Raw genomic sequence first — 19,951 nt, 5'->3', positions numbered from 1 at the left:
CCCCCCCCCCCCCCCGCCCGACGAAGAGTGACCGAATCCTCGGACCGTCAATGTCGACGAATCCAGCATTGACATCACTTCAATGTCGATGGAATCGACGTTGAAACGCTGGCGATGTCGATGAATCCAGCATTGAGGCCCTGCGAAGGTGGATCTCGGCGAGATCGGCGCCGTGGAGCTTTCCCGCCGAGAGGAATAGCATAATATGGGACATGATAGTCCGTGCTAGACGCGATGTCGTGGGCAGCTCGGACGCATCCCGGAATCCGCGTGAACTGCGGCTGCGGACGGCGTACTGTCAATGTCGACGAGATGGACACTGACCCCACGGTCAATGTCGATTTGAGTCGCATTGATCGCGCGGCAGTGCCGGTTTGATCGACATTGAGCACGGCGCCGCTCTCCCAGCCCGATCAGCGCTACTCCCGCGGCCCCCTGTCTATAAGCTGCATCACGCCGAGGGCGATTATCAGCACCGGCCAGAACTTCCCGACCTGCCTCAGCGCGTACGAACTCACGAGGCCGATATCTCGCAGGAAGTAGATTGCGCCCACAAGAAAAAGGACAAGCCCGATGATCGCCGGTCGGTGATCACGGCCAGGCCGGCCTGAGTCCCTCATTATCATGAAGCCGACAGCCGCTGCTGCCAGCGGCCATATAGCAGCAAAGCCGAAACGCACCATCATGCCAAGATTGGCGAGCAGGGCCACTGCCCCCACTACAACCAGGATAATCCCTGCCGCGGACCTCCCGTTCAACCTAAACTCCTCCTTCCCAAGATAACAGCTAGATGTGTATGGCCATTCCGAGCGCATCCTCTGCCGATTCGCATACAGCCTCGGCGAGAGTTGGATGTGCATGGATGGTGTGAGCAACATCATCGAGTTTCAGGCCTCGCGATACTGCGAGGGTAATCTCTGCTATGAGGTCGGAAGCATGTGGCCCCACCACGGTCCCGCCGATTACTCTTCCCGCGGCGTCGGCAATCACCTTCACAAACCCTTCGCTCTCGCCCATGGCTACCGCCTTCCCGCAGGCCACAAACGGGAACTTGCCTATCTTGTGCTCGATTCCTGATTCCTGCGCCCCGCGCTCTGTCACTCCAACTGCGGCCACCTCGGGGCTTGTGAATATACAGTTAGGCACTGCGAAATAGTCCATCTCCCTGTTGCCGCCGGCAATGTTGGCCGCAGCAACCATGCCCTGGGCCGAGGCAACGTGCGCCAACTGCATCTTCCCAGTCACGTCCCCGATTGCCCATGCTCCAGGGACATTCGTGCGCATGTGGGAATCAACGATGATCTCGCCAGCGCGCCCAAGCTCGATTCCGACATCTGCCGCGCCTACACCGCCTGTGAACGGACGTCGGCCCACCGAAAGCACCGCTCGCTCCGCCCGAAACACATCTCCGCTCTCCGTGGCAGCCTCCACCATGCCATCGACGACGTGCACTCCGGTGATCTTCGCTCCAGTGTGAATGGCTATCCCCCGCTTCTGGAAGGATGCCCTGACCGCAGCCGCCGCATCGTCGTCCACCATCGGCAGGATGTTGGGCATGATATCCACCAGAGTAACCTCAGACCCAAAGGATCGGAAGATGGAAGCGAACTCGCAGCCTATCACTCCAGCGCCTATGATGAGCAGGCTTGCGGGCATGGATGTTAGCTTGAGAACCTCCTCGCTGGTTATCACGTTTACCCCATCGTGCCCGAAGATCCTCGGCGCCACAGGCTCCGACCCGGTGGCGATCAGTACGTTCCGCGCCTCCACTCGCACACTGCTGCCATCGGCAGATGTTGCCTCCACTGTGCCCGGCCCTGCGAGCCTGCCCTCACCGCGCACCACATCCACCTTGCGTCTTTTCAGAAGCAGGCTCACTCCGCCTCTGAGCCGTGCCGTAACCCTATCCTTGCGCGACATCACCCGGGCAAAATCGATTCCCACTTCCGGGATGGCCAAGCCCAGCTCAGCGCCGCGTTTGGCAGCCTCCATGACCTCCGCCGTATGCGCCAACGCCTTGGTAGGAATGCACCCCCGGTTCAGGCACGTTCCGCCAACCTGATCCTTCTCAACCAAGGCCACCGACAGCCCAAGCTGCGCCCCTCTGATCGCCGCAACGTATCCGCCAGGGCCTCCCCCTACTATGACCACATCGTACATGAACTCGATCCTCCTAATGTGATAGCCTCTGCCGTTCCTGTCGCAACAGTCGTGCGCCACGCGCCGCGCGCCGCCGACCCGCAGGTCGCTGCACGCGGCCTTCTCGACGCCCGGGTTTGCGATGGGTATTCTATCCTCGTCCCATGCCTTCCTGCATATCCCTCCATGCAGCCACTCGTATTATCTTCCATACCACGCGTGGTATCCGACTGGGTGCCTCGGAAGGACTTTATTGCCCTCTGATGAATAACGAACGCATGGAATCAACGCGTCCTGTTCACGGACCAGCATGATTCGGAGCGATAACAGCATAGGAGGTGGCCTGATGACTGAACTCCGCAGAACTCCGCTGTTTGAAGCCCATGAACAGCTTGGAGGGAAGATCATCGATTTCGGAGGATGGGCTCTGCCTGTTCAGTATACTGGAATTCTCGACGAGCACCGTGCAGTCAGAGAGCGCGCAGGCCTATTCGATGTCTCGCACATGGGCGAGATCATGTTCGAGGGGCCGCAGGCTTTTGCGGCAATTCAGCATCTGTTGGTGAACGACTGCTCCGGCATGGAAATGCACCAGGTTCTGTATAGCCCCATGTGCTATCCAGATGGAGGAGTTGTGGATGACCTCATCGTCTACAAACTCGGCGACCAGCGATTCCTGCTAGTCGTGAACGCCTCGAACGCAGGCAAGGATTTCGACTGGATGAGCAAGAATATTGTTGGCTTCGATGTGAGTGCAGTCAACATCTCCGCCGATATGGCCCAGATCGCGATTCAGGGGCCGGCCGCCCAGGACATACTGCAGAGGAACACTACAACCGACCTTAACACGTTGAAGTTCTTCTATTGTGCGCCCGACACCAACATCGCCGGCAGGAAGTGCCTGGTTTCGAGAACCGGATACACCGGCGAGGATGGCTTTGAGATCTACTGCGCCCCTGCCGATGCGAGGCACATCTGGGATACTCTCCTCGCCTCGGGAGCGGATTCAGGCCTCATCCCTGCGGGGCTCGGCGCCCGCGATACCCTACGATTCGAGGCGGCTCTCCCCCTCTACGGCCACGAGCTGTCGGCGGAGATATCCCCACTCGAAGCGGGCCTCGGGTTCTTCGTGAAACTCGGCAAGGACGAGTTCATCGGCAAAGACGCTCTCGTAGCTCAGAAAGCACATGGCCTCGCCAGGAAGCTCGCAGGAATTGAGCTGGTCGACCGCGGAGTTCCAAGGCAGGGATACACGGTTCTCTCCGGCGGCGCGCCCATCGGCCATGTCACGTCCGGGGTATTCTCTCCGACCCTCCAAAAGGGTCTGGCCTTGGCGTTGATCCCTCCGGAGTACGCGAAGGCGGGCACGGAGTTGGCCCTCGACATCAGGGGAAAGGCATGTGCAGCTCGGGTTGTGAAGATCCCATTCTACAAGAAGGCCTACAGGAAGGAGTAGTGTCCATATGTCAAGCATTCTGAGGTTCACTCGAGACCATGAGTGGGTGAAGGTCGACGGCGCCGCCGCCTCGGTTGGAATCAGCGTTCACGCCGTTGGTGAGCTTGGCGACGTCATTTTCGTTGAGCTCCCTGCCGTAGGAGACACAGTAGCGCAGGGGGGCAAGATCGCGGTAGTGGAGTCAGTCAAGGCAGCCTCCGATGTGTTCTCGCCAGTGGCTGGAAAGGTTGTCGAGGTGAACGAAACGCTCTCCGACAATCCCGCGATGCTGAATGAGGATCCCATGGGCGAGGCCTGGATCGCCAAGCTCAAGATCGAGAACACAGCCGATCTGGATGGTTTGATGAATAGCGAGCAGTACGAGAAGTACCTGAAGGAGGCAAGCCACTGATGGGCTCTCCGCACAGATACATCCCCAACACGGAGCGGGACGTCTCGGAGATGCTCTCAGCCATAGGAGTCGGGAGTGTGGAGGAGCTGTTCTCCGACATACCACCGGAGTTCAAGCTGGATAGGCCGCTTTCGCTTCCGAAAGCCCTGTCTGAACAGGAGCTCGCGGCAGAGCTCGCGAAGCTGGCCTCAGCGAACGCCTCTTCCAGCACCCACGCTTCCTACCTAGGCGGAGGGCTGTACAGTCACTACGTCCCCAGCGTCATCGACCATATCCTGCAGCGGGGGGAGTTCTACACCGCGTACACCCCCTACCAGGCAGAGGTGAGCCAGGGCACCCTTCAGGCCATATTCGAGTACCAAACAATGATATGCGAGCTGACTGGGCTGGATGTGGCAAACGCCTCCATGTACGATGCCGGCACCGCGGTTGCGGAGGCCGCCGTTATGTCGTGCGCGGCCACAGGGAGGAACAAAGTCCTGGTGGCCCGCACTGTGAACCCGAGATATCGGCAGGTTCTCCGAACCTACGCTCACCCAAAGGGCATCGAGGTGATTGATGTCGACTACTGTGCCTCAGGCGGAACCACCCTAGCCGAAACCGTTGCGCACGTCGCCGGCAGCGACACGGCGTGCCTGATAGCACAGTGCCCCAACTACTTCGGAGTAGTTGAGGAGATGGATGAGCTTTCATCGGCAGTTCACGCGGCGGGAGGGCTCCTCGTGGCTGTTGTAAACCCGATCTCCCTTGGGATTCTTGCGTCCCCAGCCAATTACGGCGCCGACATTGCTGTGGGCGAAGGTCAATCTCTCGGAAACGCCGTGAGCTTCGGCGGGCCTTTGCTTGGATTCTTCGCGGCAACCAGCAAGCTCATGCGCAAGATGCCAGGCAGGCTCGTGGGCGAAACCCGCGACTCCATGGGGCGCCGAGGATTTGTCCTCACCCTTCAAGCCCGTGAGCAGCATATACGAAGAGAGCACGCTACCAGCAACATCTGCTCCAATGAAGGCCTTTGCGCACTGGCTGCCACTGTATACCTCAGCCTGGTTGGGCCAGTTGGGCTTCGCAAGCTCGCTGAGCTCTCCACATGGAAAGCCCATTACCTGCACGATAGAATCGCGGAGATGCCAAAGTATGAGGCGGCCTTCAGTGGGCCGTTCTGGAACGAATTCGTAGTCCGGGGTCAGCGCAGCGCTGCCCAGCGGAATCGCGAGCTGCTCAACCGGGGCATCATCGGAGGCAAGCTGATCGAGAAGGACTACCCAGAGCTCGTCGGCTGCACCCTTTGGGCAGTCACAGAGACCCGCACCCGCGAGGAACTCGACACGCTAATCCGGGAACTGGAGGTGCTGGCATGAAAGGCCCGCAACCGCTTATCTTCGAGCTCAGCTCGCCTGGGCGGACCGCTTTCGGCCTTCCCGACCCGGACGTGCCAACCGCTGAACTTGCATCGCTCTTCCCAGCAAGGGCCTTGAGAACCGATCCGCCCGCTCTTCCAGAGGTGAGCGAGATGGATGTGGTCAGGCATTTCGTCAACCTGTCGCAGCTGAACCACGCTGTCGACACAGGATTCTACCCGCTGGGATCGTGCACGATGAAGTACAACCCAAAGATCAACGAGGATGCCGCACGTATCCCGGGCTTTGCTCTCCTCCACGCTGATGAAGACGAATCTGCATCCCAGGGCGCCCTTGAGCTGATGTACACCCTCGAGCGATACCTGTGCGAGATCGCGGGCATGGATCGATTCACCTTGCAGCCTGCGGCTGGCGCCCACGGTGAGAGCACTGGGCTCTTTGTCATCCGAGCTTACCACGAATCGCGCCACGACCGCAGGGATAAGGTGCTCGTCCCCGATTCAGCCCACGGCACCAACCCTGCGAGCGCGGCAGGCGCTGGCATGGAGATCGTCCAGGTTAAGTCGGACCCACGTGGAAACGTCGACATCGAAGACCTGCGGGCGAAGGCAGGTCCTGATGTCGCGGCCCTCATGCTCACCAACCCCAATACCCTTGGGCTCTTCGATGAGCACCTCAAGCAGATCACCGAGATCGTGCACTCGGCAGGCGCGCTGCTGTACTACGACGGCGCCAACGCCAACGCAATCATGGGCAAGTCGCGCCCTGGAGACATGGGCTTCGATGTGGTCCATCTCAACCTGCACAAGACCTTCTCCACGCCTCACGGAGGCGGCGGTCCGGGCGCCGGTCCGGTCGGCGTCAAGAGCCCCCTCGAGCCGTTCCTTCCTATGCCCCTGGTGAAGCTCGACGAGGCGACAGGCAAGTACGCATGGGATTACGACCGGCCTCAGTCCATAGGCAGGGTGCATTCGTTCAATGGCAATTTCGGTGTGTTGGTCCGCGCATGGGCTTACATCAGAGCGCTGGGTCCCGATGGCCTTAGGACAGCTAGCGAGCACGCAGTCCTCACGGCGAACTATGTGATGCGCAAGCTCCAGCCCTACTTCGACTTGCCATATGACCGCGCGTGCAAGCATGAGTGTGTGCTCTCAGGATCCAGGCAGAAGAAGTCCACCGGCGTAAGGACGCTCGACATGGCAAAGCGCCTGCTTGATTTCGGATTCCACGCCCCGACGGTGTACTTCCCCCTCATCGTGGATGAGGCGTTCATGATCGAACCCACTGAAACTGAGAGCAAGGAGACTCTGGATTCGTTCATCGCCGCCATGATCAGGATCGCTAAGGAGGCGGAGGAGCATCCTGAAGCTCTGCACGAGGCGCCGCACTCCACGCCTGTGGGAAGGCTCGATGAAACCTTAGCTGCGCGTAAGCCCATCCTTCGATACGCCGGGAGAACCGAATAAACGGCAGACGCACGCAGCCTCGCAGGCGACAGTGGTAGAATCCCGACAGACGAGCGGTCGCCAGGCGCACCGCTCGTCTTCTTTCGGAAATCGCAGCATAAGGTGGTTGAGTTTGCCACATGCCACGCACACAAGGCGCTATCGTGTTCGCACGTCCATCATCCACAGCTGCAGTATCCGTAACCGGGACTGCATGCGCCCTGTCATGCGCCCATTGCGGCGGGCACTATCTTGCAGGCATGAGCCCAGCCTGGGAAGTTTACAGCTCGATTGAGTCTGGGCACGCGGCTCCCAAGAGCATCCTCGTGAGCGGTGGGTGTGACTCGAGCGGGGCAGTGCCATTGGGCGACTGGCTTTCGCGTTTCAGGGAATTGTCCCCTGAAACCAGGCTGAACTGCCATGCAGGGCTGGTCACTGATACAGAGGCACAGGCCATTGCGGCCGCGGCGGATGTGGCATCGTTCGACTTCGTTGCCGACCCTCGGATACCGAAACAGGTCTACGGCCTTGACCGGCCAATCGACGACTACATCCATTCCTATGTCGCGTTGGCGAACCGGGTCCCAACAGTCCCTCACATCTGCATCGGGCTCCTTCAGGAATCGGACGAGGCAGCGGCGCGGGGATGGGCAGAAGACGCAGGGGCAGGGGCAGGGGCAGGAGCAGGGGCAGGAGCAGGAACAGGGTCAGAACACGGCATTAGCTCGGAGTGCGCAGCCATTGAACAACTGTGCTATCTTTCCCAATATGCGGCGCCTGCCCCGCCGGCGATAGTGTTCATCGTGTTTCTGCCGACTCCAGGCACCCGATTTGAAGGGAGACGCCCCCCGAGAGTGGAATACGTGATAGACGTGATCGCCAGGGCGCGTCGCGCCTTCCCCGATGTCCCGATTCACCTTGGGTGTATGCGCCCGGGCGGGGAGTATCGATCACGGCTGGATTCCGCGGCAGTGAGAGCCGGGGTCGATCTGATAGTGCGGCCGGCGCCAGCTGGGGCGGCGGAGGCGCGTCTGCTTGGGCTTCGCATCGAAGAGATCGATGAATGCTGCGTCTTCGCTGGAATGCAGCGATAACCATAAGAGGAGCAACACGGGCAATGGATTTCTCTACCTTGCGTGTATCATCCGGGGCAGCGTCGGCCCTGGGCTTGTTGAAAATCAAGTCCTTCGCTGCGCCCACCACCGCATATGTGATGATCGGCGAGCACTGCGCCAGGGATTGCGCCTTCTGCTCGCAGGCGCGAAGCAGCATCGATGGAAACGGCAGGCTATCCAGGGTCACATGGCCCGAGTTTCGGGCTGACGAGTTCGCCGCCGCCCTCGGAAAAGCGGCGTCCGACGGCAGTATGAAGCGCGCATGTGCACAGGTGATCGGGACCGCCACCGCGTTTGAGGACGCAGTAAAGGCCGTGCATTTCCTCCGTGAAGCCTCCGGCGGACAGGTTCCGGTGAGTGTGTCGTTCTCTGCCATGTCGAAGCTGGAACATGTCGCAGCGCTGGTCGAAGCAGGCGCCGACCGGGTGGCGCTTCCGATCGACGCCGCAAACAGGCGCCTCTACGAGCGGGTCAAGGGGCATGACATGGCCTATGCAATGAGCCTCATATCGAAGTGTGCATCGACCTACCCAGGCCACATAGGCACTCATCTCATCGCCGGCCTTGGCGAAACTGAACAGGACGTGGCGTCGGTCGCATCGGCCATGTTCTCCCAGGGTGTTGGGGTCGGGCTGTTCGCATTCACTCCTCTTCCCGGAACGAGGCTGGCGTACGCGCCTCCGCCCGATCTGCGGTCGTACCGCCGGATTCAGCTATGCCTGCATCTGATGAAGCTTGGCATAGCGAGCCTGGAGGATTTCCAGTTCGATTCCGGTCGGCTCGTGGGGATACGGCTTCCAGCCGACATAGTGATGGGCGCCGCGCTGTCCGGCGAGGCTTTCATGACGTCCGGCTGCCCCGACTGCAATAGGCCGTATTACAACGAACGCCCCGGGACGGTTCCATACAACTATCCACTTCCCCTTTCTGGAAGGGAGGCAGAGGAGGCCGCTTCAGACGCTGCCGCCGACGTGCGCACAGACGTTGGCATCGGGGCCAATTCGAGTATCAGGAGTATCACTGGAGGCAGCGACGAGTGACTGAGCGTGAGAGCAAGCGTGATAGCGAGTGTGATAGCGAGCGTGAGGCCGAGAGCAGGAGCAGGTCACAGCGCACTGCAGGCTGCATGTGGCGGATCATAACGAGCCCGCCTGCGGACGGCGCCGCTAATATGGCCATCGACGAGGCAATACTGGAGGCAGTGCTCGCAGGCTGCGCCCCTCCTACCCTCAGGTTCTACACCTGGAATCCACCATGTATATCCATAGGGTGCTTCCAGAGGGCACAGCGAAGTGCTGACCTTCGCCGCCTGCCAGGCATGGGGTTCGGCTTCGTGCGCAGGCCCACTGGCGGCAGGGCAGTTCTCCATGCGGATGAGCTCACCTACGCCATAGCGGCGCCTCTCACATCCGTGGGAGGAACGAGCGTGCTCGACTCGTACCTCTCGATCAGCCGCGGCCTCCGCGCGGGCCTTGCAGCCATGGGAATACCGGCGGAGATCGCGCCTAGGGGAGGGGCACGACCAGGGGCATCCGCTGCATGCTTCGACTCCGCGTCATCCTATGAGATCATGGCAGGCGGGCGCAAGATCGTAGGTTCGGCGCAGACGCGCCGCGGAGGCCTATCTGAAGGCGCTCTTCTCCAGCAGGGCGCCATTCCGTTCTCCATGGACTTCCGCGCTCTGGCGGAGGCGCTTGCGCTCACGGCGGAAGAGGCGAACGACCTTCCGAACCGCGTGGCAACCCTCGGGGAGTATCTTGGAGAAAACGGAAGAGGTCTCGCAGAGCGATTCTCAAAGCTTGTGGCTGCGATTACTGAAGGGCTCCTCACTGAGCTGATGAAAGAGGCTCAGCCGGGGGAATTGTCCCCGGCTGAAATTGACGCCGCAGCATCGCTTGCGGCCAAGTATCGAAGTGACGAGTGGAATCTACTTAGGTAGCGCATCGACGTATCTGGCCGCCGAGAGCCCGGCTACCTGCCCTTCTCCGACGGCTTTGGCTACCTGATACGGCCGTCCGGTGCAGTCGCCCGCGGCGAACGCGCCCGGTATGTTCGTGGCCATGTCGCGGTTCACTCGGATCGCCCCATCTGCCACCTCAATCCCTTCGATGAGCCTTTCAGCGGGCATGGAATCCCGAATCACGAAAACTCCATCAGCGGGAATCGTCTCTCCCTCTATCTCCACTCCAGTCACCGACACGGCGCCGTGGATCGCCTTCGCCGGGCCGCGCACCACACGGATCTCCTCTCTGAGCTCCGGAACGCCTTCCGCCTTGCCCCCGCGAACGGCGACGAACGTCACTTGGGAGCAGATCTCCGCAAGGAAGTTCGCCTCTTCAGCGGCGTGAGCTGTGTAGCCCAGAACCACGGCACGCTTGCCCCGGTACAGAGGGCCGTCGCACGTTGCACAGTAACTCACTCCAGATCCAACGTACTGGGATTCGCCTGGAATCGAAGCGGCCTGTACAGCGCCGGTAGCGATCACAACCGCCTTGCAGCCGTAATCCCCTGCACTGGTAAACGCGGAAAAGGAATCGCCCAGGTTGAACAGGCCAAGCACATCGCACTCGAGAAGATATGCCCCTGCCCCACGCGCCTGTTCGATGAACCTGTTCTCGAGATCTGCCCCTCCAATCCTCTCCACTCCGAGGTAGTTATCGATGGATGGGGCCTTGTCCAACGATGGGCTTGCGAGCCTGCGGGACACGACTGCCACCGACTTGTTCCTAACTCGAGCATTGAGCGCCGCCGAGAGGCCAGCTGGACCAGAGCCAATGATAAGCACTTCGTACTCGCGCTCCGACACGTCCATCAGCTCCTAGCGGCGAAGGCAGCTTCCACGCAGTTCTGCATGAGCATGGCTATGGTCATCGGGCCAACTCCGCCAGGCACAGGAGTGATGGCGCTCGCGACATTGGAGGCGCCTGCGAAATCGACATCTCCGACCACTCTCTTGTCGGCGAGCCTATTCACTCCCACATCGATTACCACCGCTCCTGGCTTGATCCAGTCTGCCTTGATCATCTCAGGCTTGCCCACTGCGGCTACAAGCACATCTCCCTCGCGGCATACTCCAGGGAGATCGGCGGTTCTGGAATGGCATATTGTCACAGTAGCATGCTCGGCAAGCAGCATGAGGGAGACTGGCTTTCCCACGATGTTGCTCCTGCCCACAACTACGGCGCGCTTCCCCTTCAGATCGATTCCAGTGCGCTTGATAAGCTCCATGATCCCAGCGGGCGTACATGGGCGCAGACTAGGCTTGCCCACGACCATCCTCCCCACGTTTGTGGGGTGGAAACCGTCCACATCCTTGGCCGGATCGATGGCCTCAATGACCTTGTCATCGGAGATGTGATCGGGAAGCGGAAGCTGCACCAGTATGCCATCGATGCGTGGATCGGAGTTCAGCCTTCTCACCAGGTTCAGCAGTTCATCTTCGGTAGTTGCGGCAGATAGCGAATGCTCCTCCGAGTATATTCCGCACTCGGCGCACGCCTTCTTCTTGTTGTTCACGTAGATGCGGGACGCGGGATTCTCCCCCACGATAACGACTGCAAGCCCAGGTGCGCGATGAGACTCCTGGACGAACAAAGCGGCCTTCGAAGCAGCGCCCTTCCGGATTAACGCGGCCACAGCTTTCCCATCGATGATAGTCGCAGGCATGGGACCACTCCCCTCTGTGTCTTCTTTTATTGGGCGTGAACTGGTCATATAGCTGCATTATACCATGGAGTGGACTGCCGATGCCAATATGTCGTCCTCTCGCACAAAGCAGCGCCTTCCGTCTCTGAGCTTGATGCGTGCGAGATATGGGGCTGGGAATGCCAGCCCTTCCGGGCACTCACGCTCCAGTTCAAGGATGGCCGCCTCGGCGCCAGGGGGGATCCGGAATCCTCCCCCTGCGCCCGGGTAATCCATTCCCGTCGTTCCGGCGCTGCCGATGGATCCTTCAGAACGGATGAAGCTTCCCCATCTGTCGCTCCAGCAATATGCGGCGGTCACATTGCGGGAACGGATTGTGGAAAAGGAATCGGTCTTCTCGCTGTACGACTGGTACTCCTGAAAGGACCTGAGCACCACCACCGGAACACTGCCCTTTACGAACTCCACCCGGCAGGAGCCTGCAAGCCTAACCCAGTTGCCCGGACCAAGCCTGGCGCTGGAGTCGGCCTTTCCATCACCGCCGCTGCCGGACGCCCCGATCGCTGCGCCTGGCTGCGCCAGCGGCGTCTCCCCGCGAACGCGCCTCCATGCCCACGAGCTCATTGCGTCCGCACTCGGTTGGCCCCAGCTCGTATTCCATACCGACTCCGAGGCCGTCGCAGCTGACCACACCTCTGCAAGGTTAACGCCATTCCACGCATAGGCAGTGGACACTCTGGACTTGCTCATCGCTCCCATTGTCTGGTCGTACTCTGCGTGGGCCAGAATCAGAGATCCCCACACCGGCCTGGCTGCTCCATCTGAGCCGGGCGCCGCCAGAATCACCGGCGCCATCTCCACCACTGGGCCTGCGTCCACCTGTGCAAGCCGACGATACCCGCCCTTTCCCATCTGCGCCATGCTGGAGGGGGAGTTCACTGCGTTTTTCGAGGCCTGGGCCTCCGTGCCGCGCCCGCCGCCATCGGAAGCGGCGTACAGCTCTATGCTGCCCTCGCTTGACGATATCTTCCTGGAGGTCACAAGCTCATCCCCGGGATCGCTAGTCATGTCGATATCGATGCTGAGCACAAGCTCATCCTGAGCTCTGCCCGATGCAATCACTGAAGGCGCGAACTCTGCCGGTCGGGCGAGGATCATCCCCGCGGCGAAAACCAGGGTGCACACTGCGAACAGGCCCGCCAAGGCAGCGCCCCGGGATTGAGGCGCATCGGAACGATGGACTGCTCTTCCCGCGCATCTACTGGCAGATCTGTGGGCGCATCCACTGGCAGATCTGTGGGCGCATCTCTCTGCAGCCGTTCGAGCGGGCCTCCTGACCCTCGCGTATCTGTGCGTTTGCATGCAAAACACCCCCTGCGTGGGCTTACATGAATCCTACTCACGCAGAGGGTGAGATATGTGGACCACTGATGACCAGAGCCCCGTCGACACCGCCCACAACTACCCAGGGAACTGGCGGACGATCTCCTTGAACATCCGGCCTCGCTCTTCGAAATTCCTGAACATGCCGTAGCTTGCACAGGCAGGTGAGAGAAGCACCGTGTCGCCTGGGCTTGCAGCCTCACGCGCAGCATGAACAGCATCGCGAAACGTGTTACTGCGGATCACGGCCGGGGGGGCGACTCCTCTGCGAGCAGCAGAAGAGGCGAAGGCCTGCTCTATTTTGTCGGCCGTCACGCCCACAAGGACCAGGGTGTGCACATGCCCTATGGCAAGATCCGCCATCTCATCGAAGGGAAGGCGTTTATCGTAGCCGCCTGCAATAAGGACGATTGGAGTTTCCACTGCGCGAAGCGCCGCCATGGTGCGGGCTGGAGTTGTGGCAATGGAATCGTTGATGTACTCAACGCCTCCCGACATCCCCGCCTTCTCAAGCCTGTGCTCCACTCCCTTGAAGGTCCTTATGACCTCGGCCATTGATCTTCTGTCGGCGCCCGCTCCGGCGCACACCGTCATCGCAGCCAGGATGTTCTGGACATTATGCAGCCCTGGCAGGAGTATCTCGTTTCGGTGAACCACGGCTGCTTCTGACTCATCACCCTCTGGCCCCCGAAGAATGAGCGAATCGCCCCGGAGGAATGCGCCCCGCGGAACCGGGTGCTCTGCGGAGAACAGCATTACCTGGCCTGGCGCCCTCTCCGACATGCTCAGAGATGGCGCGTTGTCGGCGCCGAATACGCCCCAATCGTCTTCAGTTTGGCACTTGACGATGTTCTCTTTTGATGAGATGTAGTCCTCCATGTCCGGGTGGATATCCAGATGATTCGGGGTGATGTTCAGCACAGCTCCGATATGGGGGCTGATCCGCAAAGGCCTGAGCTGGAAACTGCTCAGCTCAAGCACTATGAGATCATCCCTGCCAACGCTCATTACCCTATCGATCAGGGGCGTTCCGATATTGCCCCCAACATGCACTGTCCTCTCCGGGTGGAACCTTCTTGCGTCTTCCCGGAGGATCAGTCCAGTGAGAGTCGTAGTCGTAGTCTTGCCGGAGCTCCCGGTTATCCCGATAACAGGTGCAGAGGACAGGCGCAACACGAGATCGATCTCTGAGCCAAACGCCGCACCCTGGGCATGGGCCGCCTCGATCTCAGGCTGATTCGGATTGACCCCTGGAGATAGGTACAGGATATCGAAGCCGTCAAGGTCATCGAGGTAAGAAGTACCTAGCGCAAACTCCACGCCAAGCCCCGACAGCGCCGCGATCTCGGCCGAGAGTTCAGCCTCGGGCTTGCGGTCGCACGCCGTGACCCGCACACCTGCGCGAACGAGGAAGCGCACGAGTGGAGTGTTGGTCACTCCCATACCGATCACCGCGGCGCGCTTGCCTGCGATACCCGCGAGCACATGCTCCTGGACTGGTGTTGCCATTCTACATTCCTCCCAGGTGATGGAGGTAAATCACTCGATCTTCCCTGCACGGAGGGCCCAGATCCGTGCTAGAGTCTCCGCAGCATCTCGAACCAGCGCCTCTGCCCGTTCGATAGCCTGGTCCACAGTGCAGGGGCCTTTCACTATCGTAAGCAGGGCGCCGATTCCGTGATCGTAGAGGCCCCTGGCATCATCGGAGATTGACCCCGCGATCACAACAACTGGGATCCTGAGCTCCGCGGCGACCTCAGCCACACCCATCGGCGTCTTTCCGTATAAGGTCTGGAAATCGATTCGCCCTTCGCCCGTGATCACCAGATCGGCGCCGACCATCTTCTCACGAAGCTGGGTAGTATCGCGCACGATGTGAACGCCGCGCCTCAGCGTGGCATGGGCAAATGCCACAAGCCCTCCGCCTAGGCCCCCGGCGGCGCCTGCTCCGGGCATGCCATTTATATCCATGCCCAGATCGCGCAGGATGATCCCGGAGTAGTTGCGGAGCGCATCGTCGAGCTTCCTCACCATCTCAGGCGTGGCGCCCTTCTGCGGCCCATATACTGCAGACGCCCCTCTAGGGCCTGTGAGAGGGTTGTCCACATCGCACGCCACAACGAACTCCGATTCCATCACCCGCGGATCCATGCGAGATAGATCGATACGAGCAAGCCGGGAGAGTTCTGCGCCGCCGGGCCCGATCTCCATGCCATCGGAATCGAGGAGGTGGGCGCCGAGGGCCTGCGCTGCACCTGCCCCGCCATCGTTCGTAGCGCTGCCGCCTATTCCAACGATGAACCGCCTGCAGCCTTCGTCAAGCGCGGCGGATATGAGTTCTCCCGTTCCCCAAGTGGTTGCTATCAGGGGATTTCGCCGGCCGCTTTCCACAAGCGGAAGCCCGGATGCGGAGGCCATTTCGATGACTGCCGTCGCGCCATCCCCCAGAATTCCGTAGAACGCCTTGACCGGGGCGCCGAGCGGGCCCCTTGCCTCGCGCTCCACAATCCTACCGCCAGTGGCATCGACCAGGGATTGCACGGTCCCCTCTCCACCATCGGCCATTGGAATCGACACGATGTCCGCATCAGGGAAGACCCTCCGGAATCCGTCCTCAACTCCCTGGCACACCTCGGCCGCCGTAAGGCTTCCTTTGAATGAGTCGGGCGCAACCACCACACGCACGATATCGCCTCCACACGGCGTAGATCAGCCGCTTCATTCTAGCTTGAGCAGTGGCATGGCACGGTAATCCTATGAATCACGAACCCTTGCCGCTGCGGCGGGCATCATCGCGAGAAGAGCATCTCGGTTGTTGACCGACGGGTCATCCAGGGCAGCATCCAGAAGGCTGAGCAGCACCCGCCTAACCTCTGGGCCAGGTTTGATCCCAAGGGTGCGCATGACGTCGCCGCCTGTAACGGCGAGATCCTCCACTCCCATAGGCGCGCCAGAGGAGATCGCCTGGCGGGCTGCAGCTACAAGGCCTTGTGCGACCGGAGGGCGTAGAGTGCCCGGAAAGCCCTTGCCATCCTGTACCGGCACGACCTGGCTTGCCGCAGAAAGGCGCGCCTCGGCAAGCCAGGCGAGATCCACAAGGAACCCACGGCCAGCCTGAGCTGCAAGGCGCCTGAGCCCTGGCGCGGAGCGGGCGAATTCGCAAGTTTCCAGCCGCCCATCATATTGAACTAGCTTCTCCACTCTCCGTACAGTGGCGTTCGGCAGACGCAGCCTCGCCAGAGCCGCAGACTGCCGAGGGATCGCCGCGCGAAGAAGCGCAGCCAGGCGGATTTCCACATCCGCAGGGGCAAGCTGACAGGTGCAGATGGCCATCTCAAGATCATCCGCGGGGGCGAGGTCTAGCTCGGGGATAATGTAATGAAGAAGCCCCGTCTGTTTCATCAGCCGAAAACCTCTGGCAGGAGCAGGGCCCCGGAGCATCTTCAGAATCTCATCGGTGATCCGTTCAACTGAGACTTCGGTTATACGCGGCGCGAACGCCGCCACACTCTCCAGGGTGGCAGCCTCCACATCGAACCCTAGGCCTGCCGCGAATCGCACCGCCCGCATCACCCTGAGCCGATCCTCCCTGAACCTGTCTTCAGGAGGCCCCACGGTCCGAATCACTCGAGCCTGGATATCTGATTGACCACCGAACGGATCGATGAGACCTTCTGTGATTGGATCGAAGGCCATAGCATTCACTGTGAAATCCCGTCTGGCGAGATCGCCCTCAATGTCCCCAAGGAACTCCACATACTCCGGGTGACGACCGTCAAGATACGGGCCGTCCGCACGGTAGGTGGTGACTTCGATGCACATGCCGTCATGTACGACGGTGAGAGTCCCATGCAGAAGCCCGGTCGGAACAGTATGATCGAATATCGCCTGCACCGCATCTGGAAGGGCAGATGTGGCCACGTCCCAATCCTCCGGAACCCGGCCGCCGATGACCATGTCGCGCACCGCCCCTCCGGTGATGAATGCGGCGTGTCCGTGCCGACGAAGCCCCACGACAACCTCCACGACCTGCGCAGGCACTGCCCTGGCAGACAGATGGGGAGATGTCGGTTCGCCGGATCCCGCCTCGCGATCCTCGCCACTCAATTCGCCTCATCCTCCAGTGCATGCCGTCCTAGAGCTCAACACCATATCAGAGCCGGCCATCATCACATCCGGCCCGCTCCAGCCCAGGCAGGAGGTCGAGCATTCCCATCGAATTCCCATCGTGGAACAGTTGAACACTCGTCCCCGGCGCAGTCAGAGCGTATAATCAGGTTGGGAACTTCGGCGGACCGCAGACGTTACTATTCACTGAATCACCCCGGAGGGAACAGAAACAGGTGGTGCACTTGGTAAACGAACATGCGCTTGCAGGAGTGGCCGAGCCTGTATCGCAGGCAGCGGAATTTGAGTCTCTGGTTAACAGGTACCAGAGATCCGTATACAACATCGCGCTCCGCATGACCGGCAACCCACAGGAAGCGCAGGATCTGGCGCAGGAAGCCTTCGTCCGCGCTTACCGGTCGTTCGACAGTTACAGGCGCGGAACCTCCTTCGACAAGTGGCTGTACAGAATAGTGACTAACCTGTATATCGACGAGCTTCGCCGCCGAAAGCGAACGCCATACATGGAATCGCTTGACCAGCGCATCTCGACATCCGAGGGGGACGAGATAGCGAGAGAGATACCCGATGTGTCGGCAGATCCAGAGATCATATACGACCGCACGCATATCGATGAGTGCATCCAAATGGCGCTGGCGGCCATCCCCGCCGAGTTCAGAATGGCCGTGATACTGTGCGATGTTGAGGGATTCTCCTACGAGGAGATAGCCCAGATAATGGGGACTTCAATCGGCACCGTTCGGTCACGCATACATCGCGCGCGGCGCAGCCTCAGGGATCTGATCTCTCCCTGCCTCGCAGAGAGATATGGGGAGGTGAGACCGAATTGACGTGCAACATGGCAGAACGCATGATATCGGCTTACATCGATCGTGAGCTATCGGAGGATGAGAAGCGAAGGGTTCGCCAGCACCTAGCGGTGTGCTCCGACTGTATGGCCCTCTACGACTCGATGACGCGGGTCAAATCGGCTCTCGGGTCTATGCCAGCAGCGAAAGTCCCAGAAGATCTGTGGTTCAACGTAGAACGCAGTATCACCTCAGCATCGTTCTCACTTGATCCATCGCGTCCGCGAGGCTTCAGGGGCAGGTGGAATCTAGCGCTGGGCTTCGTGAAATTGGTGGCGCCGGCGGCAATTGCGGGTACAGCAATAGCGATTCCGCTGGTGCAGATGATCTTCGGCGTCAGCTTCTTCGGAACCGCAGCCGGTCCTGGTATAGCAGTAGGCGCGAGGGGCAAGGCCCCAGCTGTTCAATCGACTTTCACCACTGCCAGTGGGCAGACATATTCGGCAAAGCCAGCAAGCTCGCTTGCCAGGCTTGAACTGCTGAACACCAGCGACGGCTGGCTCACGAGCTCACTCCAGCCCAGCCTGCGTCCGGCTTCTGCAGGGCTGTCATGGCCATTGTCAGATCTATACGAGGGTGTTCACCAGAACGAGCTTACTCTGGATGACCCCAGCACGACGCTGCCTTGGCCTTCACCATACACGGAATGGAGGGACAACAAATGAGCAATGCAACCTGGAAGAGATACTTGCCACTTGTTGTGGTTGGAATAGTGAGCAGTTTGATCACATCAGTTGTGGTCGTATCCTACGTGTTCCCGAACAGGAGGGGAGACGCTGCTGCCGTTGCCGCTTCAGCGGCGGCAACCGTCGGGCAGAGTCCTGCGGCCGCTGTGATCCCGGCTTCGGCCCCATTGTTGACTTCTGCTCCGGTCGCGTCGCTTCCTTCTTTAGCCGACGTCGCCGCTGCAGTCGCTCCAACGGTGGTGAGGATCGACATCACAAAGGCTGCCTCTCAGAGATCATCTTCCCAAAGGCAGTCGGAGTCAGGCAACCAGCTGTTTACGCCTTTCCTTGACGATTTTCTCAACGGACTCCAGCGCAGCGAACCAGAGAGCGGCTCGGGATCCGGGTTCATAATCAGCCCTGACGGGCATATAGTCACCAACTACCACGTGGTTGAGGGCGCAGATAAGATTCAGGTCACCCTCACCGACGGCAAGAAGGCCGATGCCAAGGTGATTGGCTCCCACAAGGAGTTCGACATAGCGGTCATCAAGATCGACGCGCATGGCCTGCCAGTTGCGCAGCTTGGTTCATCTCAGGGTCTCCGACCTGGCGACTGGGTAGTTGCCATCGGAAACCCATATGGATTCGACCATACAGTGACCGCCGGAATCGTCAGCGCTCTCGGCAGGCAGCTTCCGAACGGCGATGGCACGGTGCTCGCCACCGGGGATCTGATCCAGACTGATGCGGCGATCAACGCAGGCAACAGCGGTGGACCTCTGATCAACATTGATGGAAAGGTAATCGGCATAAACACGGCCATAATGCCTTACGCGCAGGGCATCGGGTTCGCTATCGCCATCGACTCCATCAAAGACGTTGTGAGCGACCTCGTGGCTTACGGCAAGATAATGAGGCCCTGGATCGGGGTTTGGTACCAACAGCTCAACGATGAACTCGCGCAGCAACTGAAACTGCCTGATTCCAATGGAGTGCTCATCACCGACGTTGTAGCTGGAAGCCCCGCTGAGAAGGCAGGAATTCGGAGGGAAGACGTAATTCGAGAGGTCAATGGCAAGAAGGTCACCCCCGAGATGTCCCTCGCGGAAGAGGTCAGGAAGATGAAGATCGGAGACCGTCTGCTCATGTGGGTTTGGCGTGGAAACCAGAAACTGTACATCACTGTGCAGCTCGGCGAGACCCCCGCTTCAAGCCCTGAGAGCTAGAGCCGGAATCCCGCGCCTCGCATGCTGATCAAGCCAGCGCATCAGAAGCCGAAGCCAGGCCGGCGCAAAGCCTGATGACATAGGCCCCGGGCGTACGCAGGAATGCGTCGTCCGGGGCCGCCTGCATGGACATGAGTATCGACAGGCCA

The 19,951-nt window shown here is 60.3% G+C and carries 18 protein-coding genes; 10 read left to right on the top strand and 8 right to left on the bottom strand.

Annotated elements, in window-relative coordinates:
* Positions 1 to 419 precede the first annotated feature (419 nt).
* Together VB144_08240 and lpdA are read right to left on the bottom strand one after the other, a co-directional pair.
* Positions 420 to 758: a DUF5668 domain-containing protein gene (locus VB144_08240; protein ID MEA4883629.1), complete on the bottom strand. Its 339-nt coding sequence runs from the start codon at positions 756 to 758 to the stop codon at positions 420 to 422.
* A 28-nt stretch (positions 759 to 786) separates the two neighbouring features.
* Positions 787 to 2,160 carry a dihydrolipoyl dehydrogenase gene (gene lpdA / locus VB144_08235; GenBank protein MEA4883628.1) on the bottom strand — a complete coding sequence of 458 codons (1,374 nt, stop codon included), beginning with the start codon at positions 2,158 to 2,160 and terminating at the stop codon, positions 787 to 789.
* Between the two features lie 325 nt (positions 2,161 to 2,485).
* On the opposite strand from lpdA, the gene gcvT reads away from it, so the two are divergent.
* The 7 genes from gcvT (at position 2,486) to VB144_08200 (ending at position 9,843) form a co-directional block, all read left to right on the top strand.
* A complete protein-coding gene (gcvT, locus tag VB144_08230; GenBank protein ID MEA4883627.1) occupies positions 2,486 to 3,595 on the top strand; it encodes a glycine cleavage system aminomethyltransferase GcvT in 1,110 nt (369 codons plus the stop codon).
* Between the two features lie 7 nt (positions 3,596 to 3,602).
* Positions 3,603 to 3,986 (top strand): glycine cleavage system protein GcvH, encoded by a 384-nt coding sequence (gene gcvH, locus VB144_08225; protein MEA4883626.1) that lies wholly within the window; start codon positions 3,603 to 3,605, stop codon positions 3,984 to 3,986.
* Complete coding sequence (gcvPA, locus tag VB144_08220; GenBank protein ID MEA4883625.1) at positions 3,986 to 5,344, top strand: aminomethyl-transferring glycine dehydrogenase subunit GcvPA; 1,359 nt, start codon at positions 3,986 to 3,988, stop codon at positions 5,342 to 5,344. The genes gcvH and gcvPA overlap by 1 nt, the downstream gene beginning before the upstream one ends.
* Positions 5,341 to 6,810, top strand: a complete 1,470-nt coding sequence (gene gcvPB, locus VB144_08215) for an aminomethyl-transferring glycine dehydrogenase subunit GcvPB (protein MEA4883624.1) — start codon at positions 5,341 to 5,343, stop codon at positions 6,808 to 6,810. The genes gcvPA and gcvPB overlap by 4 nt, the downstream gene beginning before the upstream one ends.
* A 119-nt stretch (positions 6,811 to 6,929) precedes the next feature.
* Positions 6,930 to 7,883, top strand: a complete 954-nt coding sequence (locus VB144_08210) for a radical SAM protein (GenBank protein ID MEA4883623.1) — start codon at positions 6,930 to 6,932, stop codon at positions 7,881 to 7,883.
* Positions 7,884 to 7,906: 23 nt separating this feature from the next.
* A complete protein-coding gene (locus tag VB144_08205) occupies positions 7,907 to 8,944 on the top strand; it encodes a radical SAM protein (GenBank protein ID MEA4883622.1) in 1,038 nt (345 codons plus the stop codon).
* Positions 8,941 to 9,843, top strand: a complete 903-nt coding sequence (locus VB144_08200; GenBank protein ID MEA4883621.1) for a lipoate--protein ligase family protein — start codon at positions 8,941 to 8,943, stop codon at positions 9,841 to 9,843. Before VB144_08205 ends, VB144_08200 begins: the two co-directional genes overlap by 4 nt.
* Here the strand turns inward: VB144_08200 and VB144_08195 are convergent.
* The 6 genes from VB144_08195 to VB144_08170 all read right to left on the bottom strand — a co-directional run bounded on the left by VB144_08195 (position 9,832) and on the right by VB144_08170 (position 17,039).
* Positions 9,832 to 10,710: an NAD(P)/FAD-dependent oxidoreductase gene (locus VB144_08195; GenBank protein ID MEA4883620.1), complete on the bottom strand. Its 879-nt coding sequence runs from the start codon at positions 10,708 to 10,710 to the stop codon at positions 9,832 to 9,834. The genes VB144_08200 and VB144_08195 overlap by 12 nt on opposite strands.
* A 5-nt stretch (positions 10,711 to 10,715) precedes the next feature.
* Complete coding sequence (gene folD / locus VB144_08190) at positions 10,716 to 11,570, bottom strand: bifunctional methylenetetrahydrofolate dehydrogenase/methenyltetrahydrofolate cyclohydrolase FolD (protein ID MEA4883619.1); 855 nt, start codon at positions 11,568 to 11,570, stop codon at positions 10,716 to 10,718.
* 57 nt (positions 11,571 to 11,627) lie between these two features.
* Positions 11,628 to 12,911, bottom strand: a complete 1,284-nt coding sequence (locus VB144_08185; protein ID MEA4883618.1) for a hypothetical protein — start codon at positions 12,909 to 12,911, stop codon at positions 11,628 to 11,630.
* A 99-nt stretch (positions 12,912 to 13,010) separates the two neighbouring features.
* Positions 13,011 to 14,441 (bottom strand): UDP-N-acetylmuramoyl-L-alanine--D-glutamate ligase, encoded by a 1,431-nt coding sequence (gene murD / locus VB144_08180; GenBank protein ID MEA4883617.1) that lies wholly within the window; start codon positions 14,439 to 14,441, stop codon positions 13,011 to 13,013.
* A 30-nt stretch (positions 14,442 to 14,471) separates the two neighbouring features.
* Positions 14,472 to 15,617 (bottom strand): glycerate kinase, encoded by a 1,146-nt coding sequence (locus VB144_08175; GenBank protein ID MEA4883616.1) that lies wholly within the window; start codon positions 15,615 to 15,617, stop codon positions 14,472 to 14,474.
* Positions 15,618 to 15,686: 69 nt separating this feature from the next.
* Entirely contained in the window at positions 15,687 to 17,039 is a 1,353-nt protein-coding gene (locus tag VB144_08170) for a [cytidine(C)-cytidine(C)-adenosine (A)]-adding enzyme (protein MEA4883615.1), read from the bottom strand.
* A gap of 236 nt (positions 17,040 to 17,275) precedes the next feature.
* Between VB144_08170 and VB144_08165 the strand changes: the two genes are divergently transcribed.
* From VB144_08165 to VB144_08155, 3 genes are read left to right on the top strand one after another with little or no spacing between them, the layout of a single operon-like run.
* Positions 17,276 to 17,890 carry a sigma-70 family RNA polymerase sigma factor gene (locus tag VB144_08165; protein MEA4883614.1) on the top strand — a complete coding sequence of 205 codons (615 nt, stop codon included), beginning with the start codon at positions 17,276 to 17,278 and terminating at the stop codon, positions 17,888 to 17,890.
* Positions 17,887 to 18,573, top strand: coding sequence for an anti-sigma factor (locus VB144_08160; GenBank protein ID MEA4883613.1), 687 nt, complete (start codon positions 17,887 to 17,889; stop codon positions 18,571 to 18,573). The genes VB144_08165 and VB144_08160 overlap by 4 nt, the downstream gene beginning before the upstream one ends.
* Positions 18,570 to 19,802, top strand: coding sequence for a trypsin-like peptidase domain-containing protein (locus tag VB144_08155; GenBank protein ID MEA4883612.1), 1,233 nt, complete (start codon positions 18,570 to 18,572; stop codon positions 19,800 to 19,802). Before VB144_08160 ends, VB144_08155 begins: the two co-directional genes overlap by 4 nt.
* Positions 19,803 to 19,951: the final 149 nt, after the last annotated feature.

The sequence above is a fragment of the Clostridia bacterium genome (genome assembly GCA_034926675.1).
In the GTDB taxonomy this organism is placed as follows: Bacteria; Bacillota; DTU025; order DTU025; family DTU025; genus JAYFQW01.
The sequence above is the reverse complement of the archived record's forward strand: the minus strand, read 5'-3'. Positions and strand labels throughout refer to the sequence as shown.

Excerpts from the sequence above, each read along its gene's own strand:
- lpdA (MEA4883628.1), bottom strand. The coding sequence starts at position 2,160 with ATGTACGATGTGGTCATAGTAGGGGGAGGCCCTGGCGGATACGTTGCG.
- gcvT (MEA4883627.1), top strand. The coding sequence starts at position 2,486 with ATGACTGAACTCCGCAGAACTCCGCTGTTTGAAGCCCATGAACAGCTT.
- gcvH (MEA4883626.1), top strand. The coding sequence starts at position 3,603 with ATGTCAAGCATTCTGAGGTTCACTCGAGACCATGAGTGGGTGAAGGTC.
- gcvPA (MEA4883625.1), top strand. The coding sequence starts at position 3,986 with ATGGGCTCTCCGCACAGATACATCCCCAACACGGAGCGGGACGTCTCG.
- gcvPB (MEA4883624.1), top strand. The coding sequence starts at position 5,341 with ATGAAAGGCCCGCAACCGCTTATCTTCGAGCTCAGCTCGCCTGGGCGG.
- VB144_08210 (MEA4883623.1), top strand. The coding sequence starts at position 6,930 with ATGCCACGCACACAAGGCGCTATCGTGTTCGCACGTCCATCATCCACA.
- VB144_08205 (MEA4883622.1), top strand. The coding sequence starts at position 7,907 with ATGGATTTCTCTACCTTGCGTGTATCATCCGGGGCAGCGTCGGCCCTG.
- folD (MEA4883619.1), bottom strand. The coding sequence starts at position 11,570 with ATGCCTGCGACTATCATCGATGGGAAAGCTGTGGCCGCGTTAATCCGG.
- VB144_08185 (MEA4883618.1), bottom strand. The coding sequence starts at position 12,911 with ATGCAAACGCACAGATACGCGAGGGTCAGGAGGCCCGCTCGAACGGCT.
- murD (MEA4883617.1), bottom strand. The coding sequence starts at position 14,441 with ATGGCAACACCAGTCCAGGAGCATGTGCTCGCGGGTATCGCAGGCAAG.
- VB144_08155 (MEA4883612.1), top strand. The coding sequence starts at position 18,570 with ATGAGCAATGCAACCTGGAAGAGATACTTGCCACTTGTTGTGGTTGGA.